The sequence below is a fragment of the Erwinia wuhanensis genome (assembly GCF_030484085.1).
GTDB classification, from domain to species: Bacteria; Pseudomonadota; Gammaproteobacteria; order Enterobacterales; family Enterobacteriaceae; genus Erwinia; species Erwinia aeris.
This window is the reverse complement of the sequence record NZ_JAUJUH010000008.1, coordinates 1-23,257: the sequence shown is the minus strand read 5'-3', so window position 1 is coordinate 23,257 and position 23,257 is coordinate 1. Positions and strand designations below refer to the sequence as shown.

Genomic DNA, 23,257 nt, shown 5'->3' with positions numbered 1-23,257 from the left:
CGGTGAATGCGGCCCTAAGCCGTCAGTGAAACACGTTCGGGCAGAGTCGCCCCTTTTTTGGTGATATAAAAAGCAATTTCGGTGCCCGGATGGCGACGGTGAATATGCAGCCCCTCGCCGTAAAGCAGCCTGACGCGGTGATGCACGTTGAGCAGGCCAATCTTGTTGCCGGGCATCTCGTTGCGCTCCACGCGCTGGATCACCTCTTCGCTGATGCCGTTGCCCGTATCGCGCACCGCAATACGTATCCGCTCGCCCGCATCCTGCACGCTGATGGTGACCACACCTTTGCCGCGACAGGGATGTACGCCGTGCACGATGGCGTTTTCCACCAGCGGCTGGATCAGCAGGCTGGGCAGCGAGCAGCTGATGTCTTCGTCAATTTCATAAATGACCGTCAGCTTATCGCCAAAACGCGCCTGTTCGATGGCGATATAATCTTTGATTTGATAAAGCTCTTTTTTAATATCAATGATTTCGTCGTCGTTCAGCTCCAGGTTGTAACGTAGATAGCGCGAAAGGTTGCTGATCAGCTGCCTGGCGGTATCGGGATTCAGGCGGATCGACGACGAGATGGCGTTCAGCGCGTTAAACAGAAAGTGCGGGTTTATTTTGCTTTGCAGCGCGCGTAGCTCGGCCTTATTCGCCATTTCACGCAGCTGTTCGGCGCGGGAAACTTCCAGCTGCGTGGAGATAATTTGCGACAGACCGATGGCCATTTCCCGCAGCGACCAGGTAATGCGGTGCGCGTGGCGATAGTAAATTTTCAGCGTGCCGGTGACTTCGCCCAGCTCCCGCAGCGGGATCACAATCATTGAATGGATTTCCGGCGTGCGGTGCGCCTCATCGTTGTTGCGGATAATGATTTCGCCATTGGCGATAGCTCTGGCCGTGGTCGGGCTGATGCCGTCGTCGCCTTCGCGGTAATTCTGCTCGCCAACGCCAACATAGGCCAGGATCTGATTTTTGTTGGTGATGGCAACCGCATCCGCGCTGATATCGTCGCGAATAATTTCGCAGACTTTACGCAGCGAACGGCTGTTGACCTGGCGAAACAGCGGCAGCGTTTTATTGGCGATATCCAGCGCCAGCTTGGCCTGACGGGCGGCTATCGCCTCTTTTTCGCCCTCGACGCTCTGGATCAGCAGCACGATCAGGCCGATGCTGACCGCGCCCAGGATCATCGGCACGGCGATCTCTTCGACGATCGCCAGGCCCAGCGCGTAAGGTCTGGCCCAGACCAGGATCAGGATCATCGTTAACGACTCACACAGCATGCCGCCGATAATGCCGACGCTCCAGCGCCGCGCTTTGGCGACCTTCAGGTTAATCCAGCCTGCGGCAACGCCCGCGATAATGCTGGTGATCAGGCAGGGCACCGAGGTGACGCCGTGGACATCGATTAAAAAACGGTGCAGCCCGGCCACCACGCCGGTCACAATACCGACCCACGGGCCAAACAGGATACCGCCAGCCATAATCGCGATGGTGCGCACGTTCACCAGCGAGCCGTCAACGTTGATGCCGCTCCAGGTGCCAAACAGCGCGAACAGCGAGAAGATAGCCGTTACCGCCACCAGCTCCTGACGTGAGTGCTCATCTTTCTGTAACAGTTGACGAAAATGACGGGTGCGTGTCATAAAAAACAGGCAGATAAGCATAAGAGCGGCGCGATCTAATACCGCAAGCAACATCTCAAACATCGAATGCACGGGCGCCTCGGCTGGCGGAGAAACAGTAGCGACATAATAAGGAAAGCGAGCGGGATGCGCCAGGCAAGCGCGCGCCGATTTCAGTCAATCCCTGTCTGGATCAATTTTGTTACGATTAGCCGTGCGTAAGGTATCAAGGTAGCCTCGCTGCAAAGCCTGGGTGAAAAGGGGAAACCCTGGTAACAAAAAGGGGATGTATCATGCAATTAACGACCGAAAGATTGCTGTTGGAAAAGCTCCAGCCGGAAGACTGGTCGCTGTTCCACGAGGTGCACAGCGATCCCGTCAGTATGCAGTTTATCAGCGCCGTCCCGCAGCTGGCGGATATCCGGCAGCGCTTTCAGACCCGACTACAGCCCTGGCAGGTAACCAGCCTGCATATGCTTTGTTTAACTGTGCGGCTGCGGGCAAGCGGCGAAGCGATAGGGCTGATAGGCGCGAATGCGGAATGGACGCCCTGGCGGCAGGCCGAAGTCGGCTACTCGCTGCTGAACCGCTATACCGGCGAGGGCTACGGCAGCGAGGCGCTTGGCGCGATGGCCGCTTACCTGCTCAGCCAGTGTCGCTTCCACAAGCTGACCGCGCAGGTGGTGGAGGGCAACTGGCCTTCGCGACGCGTTCTGGAAAAAAACGGCTTCCGGCTTGAGGGCACGCTGCGGGAAAATTATCTGCTGCGCGGCGAGTGGGTTGACGACTGGCTGTTCGGCAAGCTGGAATCTGATTAATTCGGCTCGACAGCCTGGCGAACTCTGCGCTATGTTGGCTCTTCGACCATTTTCTGGTCAGCGTCGCTCGGACGGTTCCGGGCGCTAACGTACTCAGAGGTCTTTATGGCTGACAACAGCTCCGCACGCCGATTTTCCCGTATTGAACGCCTTCCGCCCTATGTTTTTAATATCACTGCCGAACTGAAGATGGCGGCGCGCCGTCGCGGCGAAGATATTATCGATTTCAGCATGGGCAACCCGGACGGCCCTACGCCGCCCCATATCGTTGAAAAACTCTGCTCGGTGGCGCAACGAGAGGACACGCACGGCTATTCGACTTCGCGCGGCATCCCGCGTTTGCGTCGGGCAATTTCACGCTGGTATGCCGATCGCTATCAGGTGGATATCGACCCGGAGTCAGAAGCGATTGTGACCATCGGCTCGAAAGAGGGGCTGGCGCACCTGATGCTGGCTACGCTCGATCATGGCGATACCGTGCTGGTGCCGAATCCCAGCTACCCCATCCACATTTACGGCGCGGTTATCGCGGGCGCTCAGGTGCGCTCCGTGCCGCTGGTGGAAGGCGTAGACTTCTTTAACGAGCTGGAGCGTGCCATTCGCGAAAGCTATCCCAAACCCAAAATGATGATCCTTGGCTTTCCGTCCAATCCTACTGCGCAGTGCGTCGAGCTGGACTTTTTCGAGCGCGTGATCGCGCTGGCCAAACAATATAACGTGCTGGTGATCCACGATCTGGCCTATGCCGATATCGTCTATGATGGCTGGAAAGCGCCTTCGATTATGGAAGTGCCGGGCGCTCGCGACGTGGCAGTAGAGTTTTTCACGCTCTCCAAAAGCTACAATATGGCGGGCTGGCGTATCGGCTTTATGGTCGGCAACAAAGAGCTGGTCGCCGCGCTGGCGCGGATCAAAAGCTATCACGACTACGGCACCTTTACGCCGCTGCAGGTTGCCGCCATCGCCGCGCTGGAGGGCGATCAGCAGTGCGTGCGGGATATCGCGCAGCAGTACAAGCGCCGCCGCGACGTGCTGGTGAAAGGGCTGCACGAGGCGGGCTGGATGGTGGAAACGCCCAAGGCCTCGATGTATGTCTGGGCGAAAATCCCGGACCACTATGCGCATATGGGTTCGCTGGAATTCGCTAAGCATATGTTGCAGGAGGCGAAGGTCTGCGTCTCGCCGGGTATCGGTTTTGGCGACTACGGCGATACGCACGTGCGCTTTGCGCTGATTGAAAACAGCGACCGTATTCGCCAGGCGGTAAGAGGGATTAAAGCGATGTTCCGCGCCGACGGTATTCTGCCGGGAACGGTAAAAAGTGAGGCGGACCAGGGTAGTTAAGAACAACTGTTAAGGGCAGGCCAGGCGCCTGCCTTTTTCGTTAGCCGGCGGGCTACAGCATCAGATAGAAGGTGCCTGCCCAGGCCAGCAACAGAAACGAAATGCCCATTAATGCATATTTCACGAAAAAACTCCTTTGAGCGATGATAGCCGGAACCTGCGTCGCCGCGTTTTCCGGCTCGGGCCGTCAGCTTTCGTCACAGGATCGCCCGCTAATTTACCCGCACCGGGCGGCAAAATAAAGCCGGCATTTCCAGGAATTATCTTTTTTTTCAGGATCCTGCCTTAGGCGCGGGCGTTGAATAAACCGCCCGCGTCCGGTCAGCGGGCCAGCTCCGGCACCACCGACATACCTACCTTCAGGCGCGCCAGATCGGGCTGGCCCGGTTCAAGCAGGATCTTGACCGGCAAACGCTGCGCCACTTTGGTAAAGTTGCCCGTGGCGTTATCGGCGGCGATAGCGGCAAACGTCGAGCCGGTGGCAGGCGCTATGCTATCCACATGGCCACGCAGCGTGACGCCAGGCAGCGCGTCCACGCTCAGCGTAACGCCAGCACCGGCCTCTACGCCAGCCAGCTGCGTTTCCAGGAAGTTTGCCACCACGTAAGTTTGCTGTAGCGGCACCACGGCCATCAGACGCGTCCCGGCGGCAACCCAGGCGCCCTGGCGTGCCGCTCGCTGACCGACGGCGCCATCGATTGGTGCGGTAATAACGGTATAAGAAAGATTCAGCCGAGCCTGATCGACGCTGGCGGTTGACGCGGCAATATCCGCTTTAGCCTGGCGCAGGCTGGCTTCCAGCACGCCCACTTCTTTACGGGCGGCCAGCGCGGCGGCCTGGCTTTGACGCAGCTGCGCCGCCGCTTCCTGCATGGATGCGCTGGTTTTCTGCTGCTCGTCTGCCGTGGCGGTGCCGCTTTTCAGCAGGCGGCGATAGCGTTCGGCATTTTGCCCGGCATAGTTCAGGGTCGCCTGGCTGGCCGCGACGGCGGCGTCGTTTTGCGCAATGGTCGCCTGTTGCTGCTCAAGCTGGGCCTGAACGCTGGCCAGCTTAGCCTGGCTGACCGCCAGGTTCGCTTCGGCAGTTTCCAGCGCGACGCGGTAGTCACGATCGTCAATCATCGCCAGCACGTCGCCCGCTTTTACCTGCTGGTTATCGCCGACGTTAACGGTGCGAATATAGCCGGAAACTTTCGGCGCGATGGCCGTGTAGTCGGCGGTCACTACGGCATCATCGGTACGGGCCTGATGGCGGCTCATGGCCGACCAGACGAAAAAGGCGATCCCCAGCAGTACCAGCAGCAGCGCGGCCAGCGTTAAGGTTCTTTTTGCAGGTGTGAACATTGTTATTATCTCACGGCTTTAGTTTGAGTTTGAATAAGGGTTTGCGGCGGCCAGACACGTTTAGGCAGCCAGGCGGTCAGCAGCACCAGCAGCAGCGCGAAGCCGATCAGCAGCAGGTAGGCGTCGCTGATGCTGAGGATCACCGCCTGGTGCTTAAGCAGCGTGGCGAAATGACCTAAATTTTCGGCCGAGCTGGCTGAACCGTCCGGCAGCAGCGGCTTCATCGCCGAGGCATCAGCGCTGTTCGCCGCCGTCATCAGCCACGGACGATTGCCCAGCTGATCGACCAGGGTGTGTGAATGAAACTTTTCCCGGTGGGTCAGAAAATTCTCTACCAGGCTGCCGGCCGCCACGCTGGAAAAGCCGCGCACGGTATTAAACATCGCCGAGGCGTACGGCCCTTCAGGCGGCAGGATCACGCTGGTGGCGCTCATCAACACCGGCAGAATCAACATTGGCTGCCCAAAAGCCTGTAGCAACTGGATCAGCCAGAAGTTTTGCCTGGCCCAGTCGTCGGTCAGCTGCGCGCCCATCAGGCACGACACGCTGAGCAGCGCCGCGCCGCAGGTCAGCATCCAGCGGCAGTCGATCCAGCGCAGGTTCAGCAGGAAAGCCATAAAAGGCGCAATCAGCAGCTGCGGCAGGCCGATAGCCAGCGCCAGCGGCGCAAACTGCACGGTGCGGAACCCTTCCACCTGAGCGAAATAAGCCGAAGGCAGGGCGGAGCCGGAAAGCGCCACCAGCAGCACGCCAGCCAGCACCAGCAGCCCGTGCGTTAAATTTTTACGCTGTAGCAGCTGCAATTTAAACAGCGGCAGCGGATGCGACCACTCGTTGATTAAAAACGCTACCAGCAGCGCGACGGACGCGCACAGCATGCCGGTAATCAACGGCGATTGCAGCCAGTCGAGCCGCTCGCCCTGCGACAGCGTCAGCACCATCAGCGCAACGCCGCTACAGCCGGTCAGCATGCCGAACAAATCTATCTGCTTAAAACGCTCCAGGCGCAGCGGATCCTGCGGCAATCCCCAGCCAATCAGCACGCCGGCAAGCAGCAGCGGCGGCACAATCTGCCAGAACACAAACTGCCAGCCGACGGCATCGGTCCAGAAAGCTGCCAGCGAGGCGGCCACGTTGGGGCCGAAAGTGGCGGTTAAGGCATAGGCGGACAGCCCGTAAAGCTTGATGCCCGGCGGCAAAAAACGCAGCGCTACCGTCATCAGCAGCGGCGGCAGCGCGCCGCCGAACAGGCCCTGGATAACACGCAGGCCGATAAACAGCCCTGGCGTCGCGGCAAAGGGCTGCAGTATGCCGGCCAGCGCAAAACCAAACGCGACGGCCAGCGCAAAGCGGCGCAGCGAGAAGGTCACCGCAAACCAGGGCGCGACCATCATCGCCGCCACTTCGGCAGCCTGATAGGCCGAGGTAATCCAGGTCGCCCGATCGTAGCTAAAACCGATAGCGGCGCGAACGTCGGCCAGCGCTAAGTCGGTTACGCGATCGTTAAGTCCTGAGGTCAGCGCAGCAATCAGCACGCCCACCAGACCCAGCGCCAGACGCAGGGTAAAAGGGTGGGTGGCCGGGGCTGCGGGTTGAGCGTTCATAGCCGGTGCTCCGCAAGAAAAGATGAAGTGATGCACTGTATTGCATTGTGATACATTGGCGGCAGATATTACATGGTGATTGACTGTATTGCAATGCGATACAGCCTGCCGGAGAGGGGAAAAGAGTGCTACAGTATCGCCATCAACAAGGAAGGAGATCTCATGTCTGAACCTGCAGCTTTACGCGACGAGGAGCGTACCGGCGGTATCCAGGTTATCTCGCGCGCGGCAAAAATTCTGGACGCTTTGGGCGACAGCCCCAACGGCATGAGCCTGGGCGAAATCGCTCAGGCCGTCGATCTGCCTCGCTCAACCGTGCAGCGTATCGTTGGCGCGTTGGATTCGGTGCAGCTGGTGCGCAGTCACGGCGCGGGCGGCGTACGTCTTGGCCCGGCGCTGCTGCGGCTGATCGCCAGCGTGCACACCGATGTGGTGGCTATTGTGCAGCCGTGGCTACAGGCGCTGAGCGACGCCACGGGCGAAACAGTGTCGCTGGCCCGCGCCAGCGGATTACAGCTGGCTATCGTGCATTACGTGGTCGCCGATCGCGAGCTGCGCGTGGTGCCGCGCATCGGGCTGAACCTGCCGCTTTACAGCACTTCCGGCGGCCGCGCGCTGCTGGCGCTGGACAGCGACGAAGAGGCCAGGGCGTGGGTAGGTGATGCCTACGAAGCGATTACCGAACTGACCGTCAAAGCGTATCCCGATTTGATGGAAAGACTGCAGGAAATCCGCCGCACCGGTCTCTCTTACGATCGTGGCGAGACGCTGGAAGGGATCTCCACCATGGCGGTAGCGATAGATACCATACTGGGACGCTTTTCCATCAGCCTGCTGGTGCCTTCTGCCCGTTTTCAAAAGCACGAAGCGCTCTTCCGCGAAGAGATCCTGAAGTGCAAAGAGGCTCTGGTGGATGAAATTGGCAAAGCGACTTTACGTGACTGACAGGAGCGGCAAATGAAAAAGCTTTTAGTGGCGGTGGATAATTCGGCGCTGGCGCGCAAGGTGGTTTCCCTGGCGACGGAGCAGGCGCGCGCGCTTGATGCGGACGTGGTGGTGTTGTGCTGTGTCGACGCCAGCTATGCCAGCACGACGGCGGATTACGTTATTGAGGCAGGGGAAGATCCCGGCGACTTCGGCAGCGCGCTGGACGAGCAAAACACGGCGGAAGCCGCCGTTCGCCAGGCGCTGGCGGAACTACAGGGCAGCGGCGTTCGCGCCACGGGGCGGGTGCTGGCGGGCGAATCCGCCGAAACCATCGTGGCCCACGCCAATCAGATTGGCGCCGCGATGATTATTATGGGCCGCCGCCATCTCTCTTCCTTTAATCGCCTGCTGAAAGGATCGGTCAGCGCTGCCGTTATAGAGCGTGCCAGCTGCCCGGTGCTGGTCGACGTGCGCGCCGACTGAGCGCACGCCTTTTAATAACGGCACTTCAGGTTAATTTCTCAGCGGGCGCCGCGAATATAATAGCGCCCGCTTCCCGAATTTAGCGCAAAAAAAAGCCCGCTCGCCGCGGGCATAAATCTTTGTAATTATAAATAAAATTCCTGGTGTTGCGCAGACATGTCGCTGTGTCTGGATGTATATTGGCATTCATTTTCGCCTCGCGCTACACGGCAGCCTGAATCGATTCAATCGGTAAAATATTGCATCAAGGTTAAAGAAGTGCAAAAGCGGTTTTTTCCGATGGTATCGCCGTGCCGCTTAAGTAAGATGCGTCGGCAAAGAAAGGAGTTAAGATGAAAAAAATAATTGGCGCGCTGGCGCTTGCTGTTTTGCTGTCCGCTGGCTGTACTTCCCACAAGCCCGGCGCTTTTGAAAAGGTAGCAGAAGACCCTGCGGTAAATAGCGTGCTTTATCGTTTCGATCCCGATACGGTAAACAAAACGGCCATGGAGCAGGACGTTGAGCATTATTGCGCAGAGCGCGGCTTTGATAAAGTCGAGCCGATAAAGCCGCAGGAAAGTCGACTGCCAGGGTTAATGAAAGCCTGGTATCAGTGTAATTACAGCATTAAAAGCTAATAAAAGAAGGCGGGTAATTACCCGCCTTGAAGACTGCATTTTATTTTTATATTGCCGTGTGCAGGCTTTGCCCGCTTTCAGGATGAAAGAACTTCACCCATTTATAATTCTTTACCAGCCCCTGTGCTGGCCATGGTGTCCGCCGTGATGATAGCCCGGCCCGCCGTGGTGGTGGCCGCGATAGCCGTCATGAATAATACAGCCGCTCAGCATACTTATTACGCCCAGAAGCGCAATCGATCTAATTAGTTTCATTATTCTTACTCTCTCGCTTTCCAATAGCTAACACTCTACAAAACAAAAGTGGAGGAATAATGCCGCTTTTGTAGAGTTATTAGAGTAAATATTTCCAAATAATTCAGTATGGAAATTTTGCGATCTATTCCACCAGAAAGAAATAAGAGAAGGCTTAAAAGACCCACTTTTAACACAGAATGTTCTTAAATAGACTTCTTTATCCGGTCGAATGAAAAATTTGCGTTAATAACGGCAGAAAAGGATTTATGCGATAGACTTAAGGCAATTTTTCAAGACAAGGACATGCTATGCGTTATCAGGTTAAAAATGTGCTGGCGGCCCAGGCAGAGCTGGGCGAGTGCCCGGTCTGGTCAGTGCGCGAACAGGCGCTTTACTTTGTCGATATTCTGGCGCCTGCGCTGCATCGCTTCGATCCGCAAAGCGGCGAGCATAAAATCATGCCGGTGCCGGAACATATCGGCTGTTTTGGCCTGAACGAGCAGGGCGGCTTCGTGGCGGCGCTGCGCAGCGGCGTTTGCCTGCTGGATGAAGAAGGCATCATCACCCGGCGCGTGGCGGCCAATCCTGGTGAAGCGGCCTTCAGCCGTTTTAACGACGGCCGCGTTGACCGACACGGGCGCTTCTGGTGCGGCAGCCTGTGGGAGCCGCAGGATCGCAACGGCGGCAAGCTCTGTCGCCTGGACGAGCATCTGCGCCTGACCGTCGAGGCGGAAGACATCAAAATTTCCAACGGGCTGGCCTTTTCGCCTGATGATAAATGGATGTACCACACCGACACGCCCAACGGTGTGCTTTATCGCTATCCGGTCGATGACAAGGGCGATATCGGCCCGCGTGAAGTCATCCGGCATTTTGTGCAGGAACAAGGCGGCCTGCCCGATGGCGCAGCGGTAGACAACGAAGGATTCTACTGGTCGGCAATGTTTGACGGCTCGCGGGTCATTCGTCTTAATCCGGTCACCGGCGAAATCGTGGACGAGATCCCGCTGCCGGTGCGCTGGCCGACGATGGTCGCTTTTGGCGGGCCGGATCTGAAAACGCTTTATATTACGAGTTCACGCGAAGATCGAAGCGCAGAGGAGCTGGCGGCTTATCCGCAGTCTGGCGATGTGTTTGCCGTGGAGGTCGCCGTTGCGGGCCTGCCGGAACCGCTTTTCCGGCAGGCATAAGGTAAGTAAGAAGAGTCAACTACAGCGGCTGCGCCTGGCGCAGCCCTTCTGCGGCTTTAGCCGGACAGTGCGGCAGACGGATAGTCAGCGACATAATCAGCGACAGCACCAGCAGCGCCATAATCAGGCTAAAGGTCACCATAAAGCCGCCAAACAGCGAAGCAATTAGCGAACCCAGCACGCTGCCAATGCCGAAGCCCAGATAGATCAGGCCGTAGTTTTTGGTCAGGTTGTTCAGACCGAAAAAGTCGCTGACCAGCGAAGGATAAACGGTGATGGTGCCGCCGAAGCTGAAGGCCACGCAGGCTACGGAAATAAAGAAGGTGGTTTCGGTCATATGGCTGAACAGTAAAATGCCCATGCCCGCCAGCGAAACGATTTGCGCCAGCGTAATCACGCGAATGCGCGCCATCCTGTCGGAAAGGATCCCCAGCACCAGACGACCGCTCAGGTTGGCAATAGCAATAACCGTAACGGCACTGGCTGCGGTTTGCATGGAAAGATTAACCATGCCTTCGCCAATATCCTTCGCCACGCCAATGACGTACAGCCCGCTCATACAGGCGGTCAGAAACATTACCGCTAACATCCAGTACTGCGGCAGACGCGCCGCCTGGGTCAGCGAAAAGTCGCGAACGCTGGCGGCGTCGCCTGCTACCGCCTGCTGTTTCGGCGCGTCTTTCATCAGCAGCGCGCCGGCGATAATCATCGCCATCGCTATACCGCCCCAGATCAGGAAAGTGTGCTCCAGGCTGTTTACGCTCAGCAAATAGCTGCAAATAAATTTAAAGCCCAGGCTGCCCAGCCCGTAAGCGCCAATCGCACAGGCCGAAATCACGCCTTTGCGTTCGGGAAACCACTTCACGCAGTTGGAAAGCGTCATCAGGTAGCCCGCGCCGTCGGCCAGACCAACCAGTACGCCCGCGCTCAGATAGAGCATAAACAGGCTGTCGGCCTGCGAAGTCAGCCAGAAGCCGAAAGCCATCAGCACGCCCGCGCCGATCGTCACGTTGCGCACGCCAAAGCGTTCCTGAAGCTTTCCGGCCAGCGAAGAGGAGATGGCCAGCCCCAGGCTCAGCAGGCCGAAAGAGAAGGCGACCTGGCTAACCGACGCCTCCAGCTTGTGGGAGAGCTGGCCGTTGAACAGGCTCCAGGTATAAACCGAGCCCAGCGCAAACTGCGTAATAATGGTGCCGGCCAGGGTTAGCCAGCGAACGCGAGAACTGACGGTTGGTGTGCTCATGGGGATGCTCCCGGAAAGAGTAATAAATTAAGCACAGAATACGGCGGGTTTTAGCAACGCGGGGCGAAGAGGGCATGAACTGCCGTCATTCAGGAATGAAATGCCGCTGAGGCGGAATGAATGGCGGCGTAAAATGCAGCGAAAGCAGGGAAACGACGGGCGCAAGCAGACAGGAGCAGCAGGGAAACGACGGGCGCAAGCAGACAGGAGCAGCGGCGAAACGACGGAGGCAGGCAGACAAGAGCAGCGGCGAAACGACGGGTGCAGGCGAACAAAAACAGGCTAAGCGACGGGCGCAAGGCTGCGCCCGTCCGAGGCGTTACTCCGCCGACTGGATGCGCAGGTTACGCAGATCGTTGCCGGTCGGCGTCTGATGCACGCGCAAACCGAACTCCGGCAGAACGGCAAAAATATGGTCAAAGATATCGGACTGGATCCTTTCATATTCCAGCCAGACAGTGGTGTTGGTAAAAACGTAGATCTCCAGCGGCAGGCCGTCCGCGCCCGGCGCCAGCTGACGTACCATCAGCGTCATGCCTTTATGCGTGTGCGGATGCGCCCTGAGCCAGGCTTCCAGCCAGGCGCGAAACGTGCCGATATTGGTCATGCGGCGACCGTTCAGCGGCGTGCTGGTATCCAGACCGGCGTTATAGGCCGAAACCTCCTGCATTTTGCTTTCCAGGTAGGGCGTTAGCAGCTGAGCGCGCTTCAGTCTGGCTACCTCATCTTCGCTCAGAAAGTGAATGCTGGTGGTATCAATATTAATGCTGCGTTTGATGCGGCGGCCGCCCGACTCCGACATTGCTCGCCAGTTTTTAAAGGAGTCGGAAATCAACGCGTAGGTAGGAATAGTGGTAATAGTGTTATCCCAGTTGCGCACTTTTACCGTGGTCAGCGCGATATCCACCACCGAGCCGTCCGCGCCATATTTCGGCATATCCAGCCAGTCGCCCAGCTTCAGCATATTGTTGGCGGAGAGCTGGATCCCGGCCACCAGCCCCAGAATGGGATCCTTAAAGACCAGCATCAGCACGGCGGTCATCGCGCCCAGACCGGTCAGCAGCACCAGCGGCGATTTACCGATAAGCACTGAGATAATCATCAGCGCCACCAGCAGCGCGGCAATCAGCTTCAGGCTCTGGAAAATCCCGCGCAGCGGCATCTGGCTGGCCATTGCGCTTTTCTCCGACAGCTCCAGAAAAATATCCAGCAGCGAGAAGAACATCAGCAGGCCGAATACCATGATCCAGACCTCGCTAAGGATCATCAGCGCGCTGTAAGCCGGTTCCAGGCCGGAGAGAAACAGCTCCAGCTGGATTTGCAGAAAAACGCCCTGCATCAGCAGCGCAAAGCGGCTGAAAAGCTTGTTATCTATCAGCGATTTTGGCCACTGACGGCTCGATTTTTCCGCCATACGCCGCAGCAGAGGCAGCAGCACGCGGTGTAACAGGCCGTGCGCTATCAGGGAAATCAGCAGAATGACGGCCAGAACGGCCACGAGCGCAATCAGCGGCGCCCAGGGCACAGCGAACGCGTTGAGCTGCGCAAGAATAAAATGGTGCATATGGTTAGTTCCCTCTAATCAGGTCAGTCCAGAACGCGCGAAAACAGCGCGTTATGACGCAGAAGCAGACGTTCTGCGCGGCGTCAGGGTAGCCTGGCCGCTGTGGCAAAATCAAATCGGATTTTCCTCAGGGTTTTATGCTGCGCTACGGGCGTTATCACCCGGCAGGCGCGTTCAGGTTTTAGCCAGCTTTGCCGATAATCCGCGTAAGCGCTGACGAAATATCGCGCAATTCAACTATTCAGGCGCCGTTTTGCCACTGTTCTGTTTTGAGGAATACATTATGCCGGGGATACCAGTTCGTCTGTCAGGGAAATTGATCTTTGGCGGCATTTCGATGCTGCTGTTAACCATGCTGCTGGTTTGGTTCGCTATTACCCTGCGCGGACAGCCGCGCGTGGTCGAGGCCAGCAACAGCCTGATCCAGCAAACCGGTGAAAACATCGTGGGCCAGCTGAATCAGCAACTGCTGCGCATTGAAGGTGAAGTGGTGAGCATGGCGCGCCTGGCGGAAGTGCTGCCGCACCAGGAGACGCTGGTGAAAAGCGTGCTGCCGCAGATTATCGACAGCAAGGGCGATAAAAGCATTGCGGGCGGCGGTATCTGGCCGGAACCCAACGCCTTTACCGAAGGCGTTGCTCGCCGTAGCTTCTTCTGGTCTCGTGGCGCAGGCGGCGCGCTGGTCTGGTCAGACGGCTACAACGAGCCGGGCAGCGCGGGCTACCATAACGAGAGCTGGTATACCTCTGCCCGGGAAGCGTCGCGCAGCAAATGCAGCTGGTCGGAAGTTTATCAGGATCCGATTTCCCAGGTGAATATGGTCACCTGTAGCGTGCCTTACGTGCAGGGCGAAAAGTTTGCCGGCGTGGCGACTTTTGACGTGCTGCTGGATAACCTTTCCGGTTTTATGCAGAGCCACGGCAATCTGACCGGCGGCTACGCCTTTGCGCTGGATGGCGCGGGCAACGTGCTCTATTTCCCCGGCGGCAAAGATAAGGCGCTGAAGAAGTTCAGCGCGCTGGCGGCGGAAAAACCCTGGCTGGCGCCGGTGCTGAAGGGCATCGCGGAAAATAAAACCATGACTACCCTGAATCACATTCAGGATGGCGTACTGAATAAGCAGGCGCAGGTTACGCTGTTCAGGATGCCCGACACAGGCTGGATTATCGGCCTGGTAACGCCGCAGGCGAAAGTCACCGCGCTGGCGGATAATATCCTGCAGGATATCTTTATCGTGCTGATCCCGGCGCTGGTGGTTCTGCTGGTGCTGGTCTGGCTGTTTGCCCGTCGTCTGGCGGCAAGGCTGGAGTCAACCCGCGCGGCGCTGGATGAAATCGCCAACGGCGACGGCGACCTGACCCGTCGTCTGGCCACGGTCGGTAAAGATGAGATCGCCGAAATCGCGGTGTCGTTTAACCAGTTCGTCGATAAAATCGCAGGCGTGATCACCAGCGTACAGGCCAGCGGCGTCAACGTGGCCGCCAGCGCCAGTTCGCTGGCGGAAGGCAACCAGGCGTTCTCGGCGAAAATCAGCGATCAGGCGGCGGCGCTGGAGCAGAGCGCGGCGGCAATGGAGCAGCTCAACGCCACGGTACAGCTGAATGCGGAAAATACCCGTCTGGCGGACTCCTTTACGGAGCAGACGGCGCAGATCGCCCGCAGCAGCAGCGAGGTAATGAATCAGGTGATTGCTACTATGGCTTCGATCAAAACGTCCTCCAGCCGCGTGGGCGAAATCCTCAGCGTGATTGATGGGATCGCCTTCCAGACCAATATACTGGCGCTGAACGCGGCGGTGGAAGCGGCCAGGGCGGGCGAACAGGGGCGTGGCTTCGCCGTGGTCGCGGCGGAAGTGCGTGCTCTGGCGCAGCGCAGCGCCGCTGCGGCGCAGGAGATCAAAGCATTGATTAGCGAGTCCGACACCACGGTGCTGGCCGGCAGTCGGCTGGTGGAAGGCGCGGGCGAAAAGCTGGCGGGCCTGGTGAACGACGTGCTGAAAGTCAAAGAGGTAGTGGGTGAAATCCGCGTAGCGGGCGACGAACAGAGCAAAGGCATCAGCGAGGTCACCCTGGCGGTGTCGCAGATGGAGCGCGGCATTCAGCAGAACCTGCTGCTGGTGACGCAGACGGCGGAAAACACCGAAGCGCTGCGCACGGAAGCCGCCCAGCTGGCGCAGGATATCTCCGCGTTCAGAGTGGCCTGACGCTAACTAATAAAAACCCGGCATCGTGCCGGGTTTTTATTTTCGTTCCTGCATCGCTTTATGGAGAAGGGCGATGGCTTCAGGATAAAGGGTTACGCGATCTTTATCAGGCGTAATCCGGCCTGTAGATCAGCGTTTGCAGCCAGTTGTCAATCTCCTGCGGCTCTTCCACACCGGCCAAACCGTGCTTAAACAGGTAGCGTATCAGGCCGCTGGCTATGGCGATTTCCGTTTTAACGATATCGGCCTGGGAAGGATAGAGCTTGCCTTTTTCCCGCTCCGCCTTGCTGACCTGCTGTGCGCACAGGCGGGCCGCTTCGATAAACAGCTTGTCGTCCACGCGCGCCGGTCTGGCGGCGTAAATCGCCAGGCTGACCGCCGGGAAAATATAAAAATTATTCGCCTGGCCGGGATAGCGCGTTTCACCGTTAATTTTTTCTTCTCCGAACTGCACGCCCGCCGCAAACAGCGCCTTGCCGTCGCTCCATTCATAGGCCTGTTTTGCGGTACATTCCGCATTTTCGGTGGGATTGGAGAGTGCAAAAATGATTGGCCGGTCGTTCAGCTTACTCATCGCTTTTACCACGCCTTCGCTGAACAGCCCGCCCTGAGTGCTGACGCCAATCAGCATGGTGGGCTTAACGCGCTCAACCACTTTTTGCAGATCGCTTTCTGCGGGCATGTCGTGCGCATAGGCTTTTTGCGATGTATTCAGGTCGTCGCGCTCAGCGGTAATCAGTCCTTGTTTATCAAACAGCGTAATTGCCTGTTGCGCTTGTTTCCGATCGGCACCTTCCTGCACCATAGCGTCAACCAGCATATTGGCGATACCGGTGCCTGCCGAACCTGCACCGGCAAACAGCACGCGCTGTTCCGCCAGCCTGCCGCCGGTTGTCTCCAGCGCGGTCAGCAGGCCCGCAAGCACCACGCTGGCAGTGCCCTGAATATCATCGTTATACACCAGCGCCTGCTGCTGGTAGCGCTGGAGATAGCGGATGGCGTCGTCGCCCTGCCAGTCCTCAAAATGGATGCAGCAGCCGGGAAATACGTCGTTGACGGCGGCGACAAATTCATCCAGCAGCTCGTCCAGCGCCTGCTGGTCAAGCTTTGCTTCCCGCAGGCCGGTATAAAGCGGATCGTCCCGAAGCTGTTCGTTGCCGGTGCCGATATCCAGATGCACCGGCAGCAGCCCCTGAGGCGGCACGGCGGCGCAGGCGGTATAAAGCTGCAGCTTGCCCACCGGAATGGGCGCGCCGTTGGCGCCAATATCGCCCAGCCCTAAGATGCGGCCACCAGAGGTCACGCAGATAAAGCGCACCTCTTTTTGCGGCCAGTTACGCAAAACTTCTTTCAGTCGGCCTTTCATTTGCCGGGTCAGATACATGCCTTTGGGACGTCGATAGATATGGCCATATTTTCGGCAGGCGTCGGCGATAGTCGGATCGTAAACCAGCGGGATAAAAGTAACCGGATCGGACATCAGCGTGGCGTAAAACAGCGTTTCGTTGCGGTCAGCCAGCTCCTGCAAATAGATATACTTCTCAATATCGTCGGGTTTGTTGTCCAGATGTTCCAGCACACGCTGCATTTGCGTTGCCAGCGAATCCACCGCAGGCGGCAGCAGCCCTTCAAGATGCGCGTCCGCTCTTTCCTGCTGGCTGAAAGCGGTATCTTTATTCTGCGTGGCGGAAGCCAACAGGCGGTAGTCTGGTCTGGTCATCACATTCCCTTACTGGTCGCAATACATCAATTCGGTAAGCCTGGCTGAAAGCGCTTAACGTTGCTGGAGGGAAAATGTAACAAAATCAAAGAGGATAAACGGTAAGGGCAAAAAAAAACCTCGCCTTGGCGAGGTCAGGAACCTACTTAATATAGCTGCGGATAGCCTCAGCAATGGCTTTGTTCGGACCGCGGTGATCCTCGCGCTGTTCCGTATCATCGGCCACTTTTTGCAGGTATTTATTCAGCTTGCCGCCGGTCGGCACGTTGCCATAGGCAATCAGCATCTGCACGATCTGCCTGAGCGCAAGCAGCTCGACGGTAAGACGTTCAACAACAGGATCTTTATCTGGCATCAGGGGGGACTCCGGTACGGTTTTCCAGTGACTTTATGGTGATTTTACGGCGGGCGCGTAAAAACCAATCAGTGGAATACCGCAGAATAACGGCGTCAAATCCCGGCGGTGCAGGCGTCAGGAAAGATAAAGCACCGCGCCCGGCACCTGTAGCAGGGTGTAAAGCTCCGCAGAGGAAGGGTTAGCAAGCTCCTGCTGTAGCTGCGGTGAACGGTAGAGCATCACATGGATTTTCTTCAGCTGATGCCAGACCAGGATAGCGGAAACCGTCAGCGAGCAGGTATGGTCGCTTTGCAGACAGAGCAGCGTGTAATGCCACTCCTCATCCAGCTCGTTGGAAAAAAACTGTACGCTTTCCGGCGGCAGCAGCGCGCGCAGATCCGGCAGCAGAAACTGGCTGACGTCCCGGGTAAGACGCAGGGTAAAAGTGGCGGTTCGCATAGAGCATTCCTTGTCGTTAGTCGGCCGTTGCAGGCGCTGAGGCGAGTATCAATCCCAATCCTTTGGCGTTAATCGTTAACTCAGTGAGCGGTGATTGACGTACAACACCTTAAACTATAGCGCTTACTATTGTTATCTGACTGATAATGAGACGCAATGGGATCCATCTGAACAGAGGTGATAATGAGAAAGAATTTATTGTTTATCTGTGCCTTATTGGCAACCAGCTGTGCGCAGAATGCCAGTAAACCAACCTCGTTGAACATGAAAAACCCGGCGGCGGCCTGGTGCGTTGAGCAGGGCGGTACATCAGAGATCGTGAAAACGGCGCAGGGCCAGAGAGGCTACTGCACGCTGCCTGGCGGCGAGCGCATCGACGAGTGGCAGCTTTATCGGCGGGATCATAAATAAAGGCGTGCTCAACAAAGAAATGCCGGTAGTAAAGGGAATAACTTTATGTGCCGGCATTGCTGTACAACGCGGTTTATCTGTCTTGTAAACTTATAAAGGTACGTTTTTTGCTATGCCGTAGCTGATTGAGTATTTTAAGGCAAAGCTGCAATGTATTTTTGAAGTCTGGTTGCGTATGAGTGAGTATTCGCATCAACGCCTGCAGGCTCGTCATCCTTCGCCACCGACAATCTTACGCTGGCCGTGGGTCTACACAGTCGGATTTGTACAGGCTGACTGACGTTATTGTTTTGATAAAAATAAATGAGCCTCGTTCAAGTGAATAATAAAAAGGTATGAAATTCTGTATATTTCATCAGTTTTGTACATGCTCAGTCACGTCCTGGCTCTCATTTTTGATAAAAATACAAAATCAAAAATTCACGTGATTGAAGGAGGTTTTATACGGTTTTATCCCTAAGTTAAATTGATCTTTTGTTGCACACCCTTATTCCATAGGGTCTGAAGGGGTTATGCAATAAAGTTCATACAAATCATAAAGATGATCTAATTTTGTTAAACCTTTTCTATGTAATATTTAGTTACATTATTTTGTTTTTAGTCATGCGCAAACATTCTTACACTCCGGCTATAAGGTCTTGTCCGAAAATCTTCGATTTCAGATAAAAGCCCAAAAAATATAGTGTCGATATGCTGGTGAATGGAATGCGCTCGCTTTTAATTCCGGGGTGTTGATTCTTGTCGGATGACGAGAACCGGGATGTTGTTCTGGCAGGGTTTGCCTTTTTTGTTAATTTCTCACTGGTATTGACCGTTTCTATAATTTCATAGAACAGGGACAGCCATGTCTGACTCTTCCTTTCAGTGCGAAATACCCAAGGCACGTATTAATTTAAAAATTGATTTGCATACGGGTGGAGCGAGCAAGAAAACCGAGCTTCCCCTGAAATTACTGGTTGCGGGCGATTTCAGCAACGGCCGGGAGTCTGCACCACTATCTGAGCGCAAAAAAGTTAATCTGAACAAAAATAACTTTGACTCAGTTATTTCTGAATATTCCCCAAAAATAAATCTGACCGTTAAAAATAAGCTTGCCGGTGACGGTTGCGAAGACAACGTCAGTCTGACGTTCCGGAGCATAAATGAATTCTCCCCGGAGCAGGTTTCCCGACAAATCCCGCAGCGGTACGCGACTGGATGCGTGACACCGGCGATGTGCCGGAAAGCTGTTTTGCGGTGCAGGGCTATAGCGCAAGCCGTCCGATCGCAACCAATGATGCCCCGAGGGGCCGTGCACTCAACCGCCGTGTCGAAATCAGTCTGGTACCGCAGGCCAACGCCTGTCAGATATCGGGCAAAACCCTTGCGTCATCGCAGGATGATGACGCATCACAACACAATGGAGAGTAATTACATGGCAATTCCTGTTTATCTTTGGCTGAAAGACGACGGCGGCGCGGACATCAAAGGGGCTGTGGACGTTCAGGAGCGTGGCGGCAGCATCGAAGTGGTGGCGCAGGAGCATAACCTGTACATCCCGACCAACAATAACACCGGCAAGCTGACCGGTACCTGTATCCACACCCCGTTCCTGTTCACCAGGGAAATCGACTCGTCCAGCCCGTATCTGTATAAGGCGGTGACCACCGGTCAGACCCTGAAATCTGCGGAATTCAAGTGGTACAAAATCAACAACTCGGGCCAGGAAGTGGAGTACTTCAACACCAAACTGGAAAACGTGAAAGTGGTGAAAGTAAACCCGGTGATGCACGACATCAAGGATCCTGCTTACGAGAAGCATAACCACCTTGAGCAGATCGAGCTGCGTTACGAAAAAATCACCTGGACCTACAAAGACGGCAACATCATTCATTCCGACTCCTGGAACGAACGCGCCACCGGCTGATTACGCGTCATATTTCGCGCCGCAGGTGCGTTGGCTCGCTCCGGTCATAGAGTTATCTATGTTCCCGGAGACTTACGAACTTGCCGCCTTCCTGCGACACGAACTCTTTAGCGTAATCCTCGTTTTTAAGCGGAGGGGATAACCTTTCTGCTGTTTTGCTGAACGTCTGCAGTACGCGGGCTTTCAGCAAAGAAACCGACAAACTGTCTGCCAGCCTGACCTTGTGCGCTTTGGTCCCCTGAACAAAGGGAAACAGCGAAGGGCGGTAGCGTGACCAGGAACCGATAAAGAGAGAATCTCATGGAGAATCCGGCAAGCCTTCTTCGACGTCTTAGTCCCTACTGCGCCCGTGCGATGGAAGGGGCTGCCTCCCTGTGTCAGACCCGCACCCATGCAGAAATCCTGCCTGAGCACTGGCTGCTGACGCTGCCCGAACAGGGGGAAGACCATCAGAGGGTGGACATTCTTTCCCTTCGTCGTAAGAACAACCCGATCCTGGTTGGCGAGCCTGGCGTGGGTAAAACCGCGCTGACCGCCGCCTGCCTGCTGCCGGATACCGGCGCACGCAACGTCAACAGTCTGCTCAATCAACAAATTCTGCCGGTGCTGAGTCAGCAGTTGCTGACCCACATGGCTGCAAAACAGAAACCCGGTCGTACGCCTTAGCCCGAGTGAGAAAGAGGGTATCGGACTGGAGTTTGGCCGTACACAAGGAGTGAACGTATGAGCATCAACTTGCCGATAAGATTCAGCCATAATCACCATCAGCTGGCGGTAAAAGAGTGCAGTTCGGAGCTTGATGTGCTGGCGTTTGAAGGTGATGAAGCCCTGAGCACGCCGTTCAGCTACCGTATTGAATTTACCAGCGGTAACCATGCCATCAGCAAAGAAATGATGCTGATGAAAGCCTCCTCCCTGACGCTGCAGGCCCCGGTTGACCGGGGTTACGGTATTAAAGTGCAGCAGCCAGTGCGAGTAATTCAGGGCGTGGTTACGGGCTTTGAACGTCTCAGTACCTCAAAAGATGAGACGCATTATGCCCTGACGCTCCGGCCACGCCTGGCCCTACTTGACCGTTCACACCAGAACGCCATTTACCAGGACATGTCGGTGCCACAAATCGTGGAAAAAGTCCTGCGCGAGCGTCACAACATGCGCGGTCAGGATTTTCTGTTCTCGCTAAGTCGTGAATACCCGCAGCGTGAACAGGTGATGCAGTACGGTGAAGACGACCTGCACTTCATCACCCGCCTGTTGGGTGAGGTGGGTATCTGGTTCCGCTTTACCACTGATACGCGTCTGAACATCGACGTCGTGGAGTTTTACGACGGTCAGCAGGGGTATGAAAAAGGCCTGACGCTGCCATCGGTTCCGCCATCAGGACAGCATTCGGAGGGCGTGGACCCGGTCTGGGGCATGGAGAGCCACCATAACGTGGTACAGAAGCAGGTCAGCACCCGTGATTACAACTACCGTCAGGCCACGGATGACATGGACACCCAGGTCGATGCCACCCGCGGGGATGCCACCACCTACGGTGAGGCCTATCACTATGCGGATAACTATCTGACGGCGGGTGATACCCATGACCACAATCCGGCACCGGAGTCCGGGGTGTTTTATGCCCGCATTCGTCATGAGCGCTACCTGAATGGCCAGACGCAGACCCATGCCATCACCAGCTGCCCGACGCTCTCTCCGGGGCAGGTTCTGAAAGTCACCGGCGGGTACGAAGTGGCCGACGTGTTTGCTCATGGCGTGGTCATCACGGCGATGCACAGCCATGCGCGGCGTGATGAGGACTTCGGCGTCAGGTTTGACGGTATCCCGGACAGCACCGACTTTTGTTATCGTCCTGAGCCCGGTTCACGCCCGGTGATGGCCGGCACATTACCGGCCCGCGTCACCAGCACCATCGAAAATGACACCTACGGCCATATCGATAAAGACGGCCGCTATCGCGTCAACATGCTGTTTGACCGTGATAACCGGGAGACCGGGTTCGAGAGCCTGTGGGTCCGGCAGTCACGTCCCTATGCCGGCGATACTTACGGCCTGCACCTGCCACTGCTGGCGGGCACCGAAGTGGCGATTGGCTTTGAAGACGGTAACCCGGACCGGCCGTACATCTCCGGCGTGCTGCACGACTCGGCCCACGGCGACCATGTCACTATCCGAAACTACAAACGTAACGTCCTGCGCACCCCGGCGAACAACAAAATCCGCCTCGATGACAGTCGTGATCAGGAGCATATCAAGGTCTCCACCGAGTACGGCGGCAAGAGTCAGCTGAATCTGGGACATTTAGTGGATGCTGAGAAGCAGAAGCGCGGTGAGGGTTTTGAGCTCAGAACCGACAGCTGGGGAGCCATCCGGGCACAGAAAGGGATGTTCATCAGCGCTGATGGCCAGACGAAAGCGCAGGGCCAGGTGCTGGAGATGCAGCCGGCGGTCAGCAATCTGGGTAATGCCCGGGAGCAGATGACATCCATCTCCGATGACGCGCAGAAGGCGACCGCGAACCCGGCCGATCTCCAGGCGCAGGTCACGCTGCTGGAACAGCAGCTGACGGGCCTCAAAAAATCGGTGCTGCTGCTCAGCGCGCCGGAGGGTATGGCGATGACTAGTGGACAACATCTGCAGATGTCTGCTGGCCAAAACCTGATAGCCACTGCCGGTAAAAATGCAGACGTCAGCGTGGTGAAAAATCTGTTCATCGGAGTGGGTAATACCCTGAGCGTGTTTGTTCGCAAGCTGGGGATCAAGCTCATCGCGAATCAAGGGCCGGTAAAAATACAGGCGCAGAATGATTTGATGGAACTGGTGGCGCGTGGGGAACTCAGTATTACCAGCACTGAGGATGAGATCCACATTACGGCAAATAAGCGTGTGGTGATCAATGGCGGCGGAAGTTATATCAACCTGGATGCCAACGGCATCGAATCTGCCACGTTGGGCGAATACCGGACAAAAGCGGGGCACTACGGACGAAAAGAAAAGGCTAATAACCCCGAACAATTCCCGAGCATTGCCCTGGAAACCACCGGGCCTTCCCGCAAATTCAGCTTTTCCTGACATGGAGTCATAACATGATTATCAGCCCACCATTCCTGAAAGCGAAAAATGCCCATGAAACCGATGCAGCATGGATTGAAAGAGTGATGACCGTAGTTGACCGCCGCGATTACCCGGTCAATGGCCATGGCTCATGGCATGGCGGGATCCACATAG

At 56.5% G+C, this 23,257-nt stretch carries 20 protein-coding genes and 3 pseudogenes; 13 read left to right on the top strand and 10 right to left on the bottom strand.

The features are described from left to right. Nucleotides 1-14: 14 nt before the first annotated feature. The gene (locus QZH36_RS17610; RefSeq protein ID WP_301289833.1) at nt 15-1,694 is read right to left on the bottom strand and encodes a sensor histidine kinase; all 1,680 of its coding nucleotides are present in this window, start codon (nt 1,692-1,694) and stop codon (nt 15-17) included. 218 nt (nt 1,695-1,912) lie between these two features. Between QZH36_RS17610 and QZH36_RS17605 the strand changes: the two genes are divergently transcribed. Next, on the top strand, nt 1,913-2,437 hold the full coding sequence (locus QZH36_RS17605; RefSeq protein ID WP_301730766.1) for a GNAT family N-acetyltransferase: 525 nt from the start codon (nt 1,913-1,915) through the stop codon (nt 2,435-2,437). Nucleotides 2,438-2,542: 105 nt separating this feature from the next. After that, nucleotides 2,543-3,781, top strand: coding sequence for an alanine transaminase (gene alaC, locus QZH36_RS17600; protein WP_253459549.1), 1,239 nt, complete (start codon nt 2,543-2,545; stop codon nt 3,779-3,781). Nucleotides 3,782-3,833: 52 nt separating this feature from the next. Here alaC and ypdK read toward each other — a convergent pair whose 3' ends face one another. The 3 genes from ypdK to QZH36_RS17590 all read right to left on the bottom strand — a co-directional run bounded on the left by ypdK (nt 3,834) and on the right by QZH36_RS17590 (nt 6,729). Further along, complete coding sequence (ypdK, locus tag QZH36_RS21435) at nt 3,834-3,905, bottom strand: membrane protein YpdK (RefSeq protein WP_125290871.1); 72 nt, start codon at nt 3,903-3,905, stop codon at nt 3,834-3,836. A 197-nt stretch (nt 3,906-4,102) separates the two neighbouring features. Continuing rightward, nucleotides 4,103-5,125 (bottom strand): HlyD family secretion protein, encoded by a 1,023-nt coding sequence (locus QZH36_RS17595; RefSeq protein WP_301730765.1) that lies wholly within the window; start codon nt 5,123-5,125, stop codon nt 4,103-4,105. A gap of 5 nt (nt 5,126-5,130) precedes the next feature. Next, nucleotides 5,131-6,729 (bottom strand): MFS transporter, encoded by a 1,599-nt coding sequence (locus tag QZH36_RS17590; RefSeq protein ID WP_301730764.1) that lies wholly within the window; start codon nt 6,727-6,729, stop codon nt 5,131-5,133. 162 nt (nt 6,730-6,891) lie between these two features. Here QZH36_RS17590 and QZH36_RS17585 point away from each other — a divergent pair, with 162 nt between their 5' ends. The 3 genes from QZH36_RS17585 (at nt 6,892) to QZH36_RS17575 (ending at nt 8,756) form a co-directional block, all read left to right on the top strand. Then, nucleotides 6,892-7,674 (top strand): IclR family transcriptional regulator, encoded by a 783-nt coding sequence (locus QZH36_RS17585; protein ID WP_253459558.1) that lies wholly within the window; start codon nt 6,892-6,894, stop codon nt 7,672-7,674. Nucleotides 7,675-7,686: 12 nt separating this feature from the next. After that, nucleotides 7,687-8,139 carry a universal stress protein gene (locus tag QZH36_RS17580; protein ID WP_125290848.1) on the top strand — a complete coding sequence of 151 codons (453 nt, stop codon included), beginning with the start codon at nt 7,687-7,689 and terminating at the stop codon, nt 8,137-8,139. A 332-nt stretch (nt 8,140-8,471) separates the two neighbouring features. Continuing rightward, nucleotides 8,472-8,756, top strand: a complete 285-nt coding sequence (locus tag QZH36_RS17575) for a hypothetical protein (protein WP_253459560.1) — start codon at nt 8,472-8,474, stop codon at nt 8,754-8,756. A gap of 111 nt (nt 8,757-8,867) precedes the next feature. Here the strand turns inward: QZH36_RS17575 and QZH36_RS17570 are convergent, their stop codons facing one another. Next, nucleotides 8,868-9,011: a hypothetical protein gene (locus tag QZH36_RS17570; RefSeq protein WP_253461313.1), complete on the bottom strand. Its 144-nt coding sequence runs from the start codon at nt 9,009-9,011 to the stop codon at nt 8,868-8,870. 290 nt (nt 9,012-9,301) lie between these two features. Here QZH36_RS17570 and QZH36_RS17565 point away from each other — a divergent pair, with 290 nt between their 5' ends. Further along, complete coding sequence (locus QZH36_RS17565) at nt 9,302-10,183, top strand: SMP-30/gluconolactonase/LRE family protein (protein WP_301730763.1); 882 nt, start codon at nt 9,302-9,304, stop codon at nt 10,181-10,183. 19 nt (nt 10,184-10,202) lie between these two features. Here QZH36_RS17565 and QZH36_RS17560 read toward each other — a convergent pair whose 3' ends face one another. After that, nucleotides 10,203-11,426 (bottom strand): L-lactate MFS transporter, encoded by a 1,224-nt coding sequence (locus QZH36_RS17560; protein WP_301730762.1) that lies wholly within the window; start codon nt 11,424-11,426, stop codon nt 10,203-10,205. 319 nt (nt 11,427-11,745) lie between these two features. Then, nucleotides 11,746-12,990, bottom strand: a complete 1,245-nt coding sequence (locus QZH36_RS17555) for a mechanosensitive ion channel family protein (RefSeq protein WP_253459568.1) — start codon at nt 12,988-12,990, stop codon at nt 11,746-11,748. A 283-nt stretch (nt 12,991-13,273) separates the two neighbouring features. Here QZH36_RS17555 and QZH36_RS17550 point away from each other — a divergent pair, with 283 nt between their 5' ends. Further along, nucleotides 13,274-15,193, top strand: a complete 1,920-nt coding sequence (locus QZH36_RS17550) for a methyl-accepting chemotaxis protein (RefSeq protein WP_253459572.1) — start codon at nt 13,274-13,276, stop codon at nt 15,191-15,193. A 106-nt stretch (nt 15,194-15,299) separates the two neighbouring features. Here the strand turns inward: QZH36_RS17550 and QZH36_RS17545 are convergent, their stop codons facing one another. From QZH36_RS17545 to QZH36_RS17535, 3 genes are all read right to left on the bottom strand, one after another. Further along, a complete protein-coding gene (locus QZH36_RS17545; RefSeq protein ID WP_301253301.1) occupies nt 15,300-16,913 on the bottom strand; it encodes an NAD-dependent malic enzyme in 1,614 nt (537 codons plus the stop codon). Between the two features lie 142 nt (nt 16,914-17,055). Continuing rightward, nucleotides 17,056-17,268, bottom strand: coding sequence for a hypothetical protein (locus QZH36_RS17540; RefSeq protein WP_125290841.1), 213 nt, complete (start codon nt 17,266-17,268; stop codon nt 17,056-17,058). A gap of 117 nt (nt 17,269-17,385) precedes the next feature. Next, a complete protein-coding gene (locus QZH36_RS17535; protein ID WP_301730761.1) occupies nt 17,386-17,709 on the bottom strand; it encodes a hypothetical protein in 324 nt (107 codons plus the stop codon). Between the two features lie 183 nt (nt 17,710-17,892). Between QZH36_RS17535 and QZH36_RS17530 the strand changes: the two genes are divergently transcribed. The 6 genes and pseudogenes from QZH36_RS17530 to QZH36_RS17505 all read left to right on the top strand — a co-directional run bounded on the left by QZH36_RS17530 (nt 17,893) and on the right by QZH36_RS17505 (nt 23,101). Continuing rightward, complete coding sequence (locus tag QZH36_RS17530; RefSeq protein WP_301730760.1) at nt 17,893-18,120, top strand: putative hemolysin; 228 nt, start codon at nt 17,893-17,895, stop codon at nt 18,118-18,120. Nucleotides 18,121-18,964: 844 nt separating this feature from the next. Further along, nucleotides 18,965-19,243, top strand: a pseudogene (locus QZH36_RS17525) (type VI secretion system contractile sheath small subunit); the annotation flags it as partial. Nucleotides 19,244-19,302: 59 nt separating this feature from the next. Beyond that, nucleotides 19,303-19,530: pseudogene (locus QZH36_RS17520) on the top strand (OmpA family protein); the annotation flags it as partial. A gap of 4 nt (nt 19,531-19,534) precedes the next feature. Beyond that, nucleotides 19,535-20,026, top strand: a complete 492-nt coding sequence (tssD, locus tag QZH36_RS17515) for a type VI secretion system tube protein TssD (RefSeq protein ID WP_301730873.1) — start codon at nt 19,535-19,537, stop codon at nt 20,024-20,026. Between the two features lie 525 nt (nt 20,027-20,551). Beyond that, nucleotides 20,552-20,753: pseudogene (locus QZH36_RS17510) on the top strand (ClpB D2-like domain containing protein); the annotation flags it as partial. Further along, entirely contained in the window at nt 20,750-23,101 is a 2,352-nt protein-coding gene (locus QZH36_RS17505) for a type VI secretion system Vgr family protein (protein ID WP_301730759.1), read from the top strand. The pseudogene QZH36_RS17510 and the gene QZH36_RS17505, both read left to right, overlap by 4 nt. Nucleotides 23,102-23,257: the final 156 nt, after the last annotated feature.

Bases quoted from the DNA above. Each gene is read 5' to 3' on its own strand.
- QZH36_RS17610 (WP_301289833.1), bottom strand. From the start codon at position 1,694: ATGTTGCTTGCGGTATTAGATCGCGCCGCTCTTATGCTTATCTGCCTG.
- QZH36_RS17605 (WP_301730766.1), top strand. From the start codon at position 1,913: ATGCAATTAACGACCGAAAGATTGCTGTTGGAAAAGCTCCAGCCGGAA.
- alaC (WP_253459549.1), top strand. From the start codon at position 2,543: ATGGCTGACAACAGCTCCGCACGCCGATTTTCCCGTATTGAACGCCTT.
- QZH36_RS17595 (WP_301730765.1), bottom strand. From the start codon at position 5,125: ATGTTCACACCTGCAAAAAGAACCTTAACGCTGGCCGCGCTGCTGCTG.
- QZH36_RS17590 (WP_301730764.1), bottom strand. From the start codon at position 6,729: ATGAACGCTCAACCCGCAGCCCCGGCCACCCACCCTTTTACCCTGCGT.
- QZH36_RS17585 (WP_253459558.1), top strand. From the start codon at position 6,892: ATGTCTGAACCTGCAGCTTTACGCGACGAGGAGCGTACCGGCGGTATC.
- QZH36_RS17580 (WP_125290848.1), top strand. From the start codon at position 7,687: ATGAAAAAGCTTTTAGTGGCGGTGGATAATTCGGCGCTGGCGCGCAAG.
- QZH36_RS17575 (WP_253459560.1), top strand. From the start codon at position 8,472: ATGAAAAAAATAATTGGCGCGCTGGCGCTTGCTGTTTTGCTGTCCGCT.
- QZH36_RS17570 (WP_253461313.1), bottom strand. From the start codon at position 9,011: ATGAAACTAATTAGATCGATTGCGCTTCTGGGCGTAATAAGTATGCTG.
- QZH36_RS17565 (WP_301730763.1), top strand. From the start codon at position 9,302: ATGCGTTATCAGGTTAAAAATGTGCTGGCGGCCCAGGCAGAGCTGGGC.
- QZH36_RS17560 (WP_301730762.1), bottom strand. From the start codon at position 11,426: ATGAGCACACCAACCGTCAGTTCTCGCGTTCGCTGGCTAACCCTGGCC.
- QZH36_RS17555 (WP_253459568.1), bottom strand. From the start codon at position 12,990: ATGCACCATTTTATTCTTGCGCAGCTCAACGCGTTCGCTGTGCCCTGG.
- QZH36_RS17550 (WP_253459572.1), top strand. From the start codon at position 13,274: ATGCCGGGGATACCAGTTCGTCTGTCAGGGAAATTGATCTTTGGCGGC.
- QZH36_RS17545 (WP_301253301.1), bottom strand. From the start codon at position 16,913: ATGACCAGACCAGACTACCGCCTGTTGGCTTCCGCCACGCAGAATAAA.
- QZH36_RS17540 (WP_125290841.1), bottom strand. From the start codon at position 17,268: ATGCCAGATAAAGATCCTGTTGTTGAACGTCTTACCGTCGAGCTGCTT.
- QZH36_RS17535 (WP_301730761.1), bottom strand. From the start codon at position 17,709: ATGCGAACCGCCACTTTTACCCTGCGTCTTACCCGGGACGTCAGCCAG.
- QZH36_RS17530 (WP_301730760.1), top strand. From the start codon at position 17,893: ATGAGAAAGAATTTATTGTTTATCTGTGCCTTATTGGCAACCAGCTGT.
- tssD (WP_301730873.1), top strand. From the start codon at position 19,535: ATGGCAATTCCTGTTTATCTTTGGCTGAAAGACGACGGCGGCGCGGAC.
- QZH36_RS17505 (WP_301730759.1), top strand. From the start codon at position 20,750: ATGAGCATCAACTTGCCGATAAGATTCAGCCATAATCACCATCAGCTG.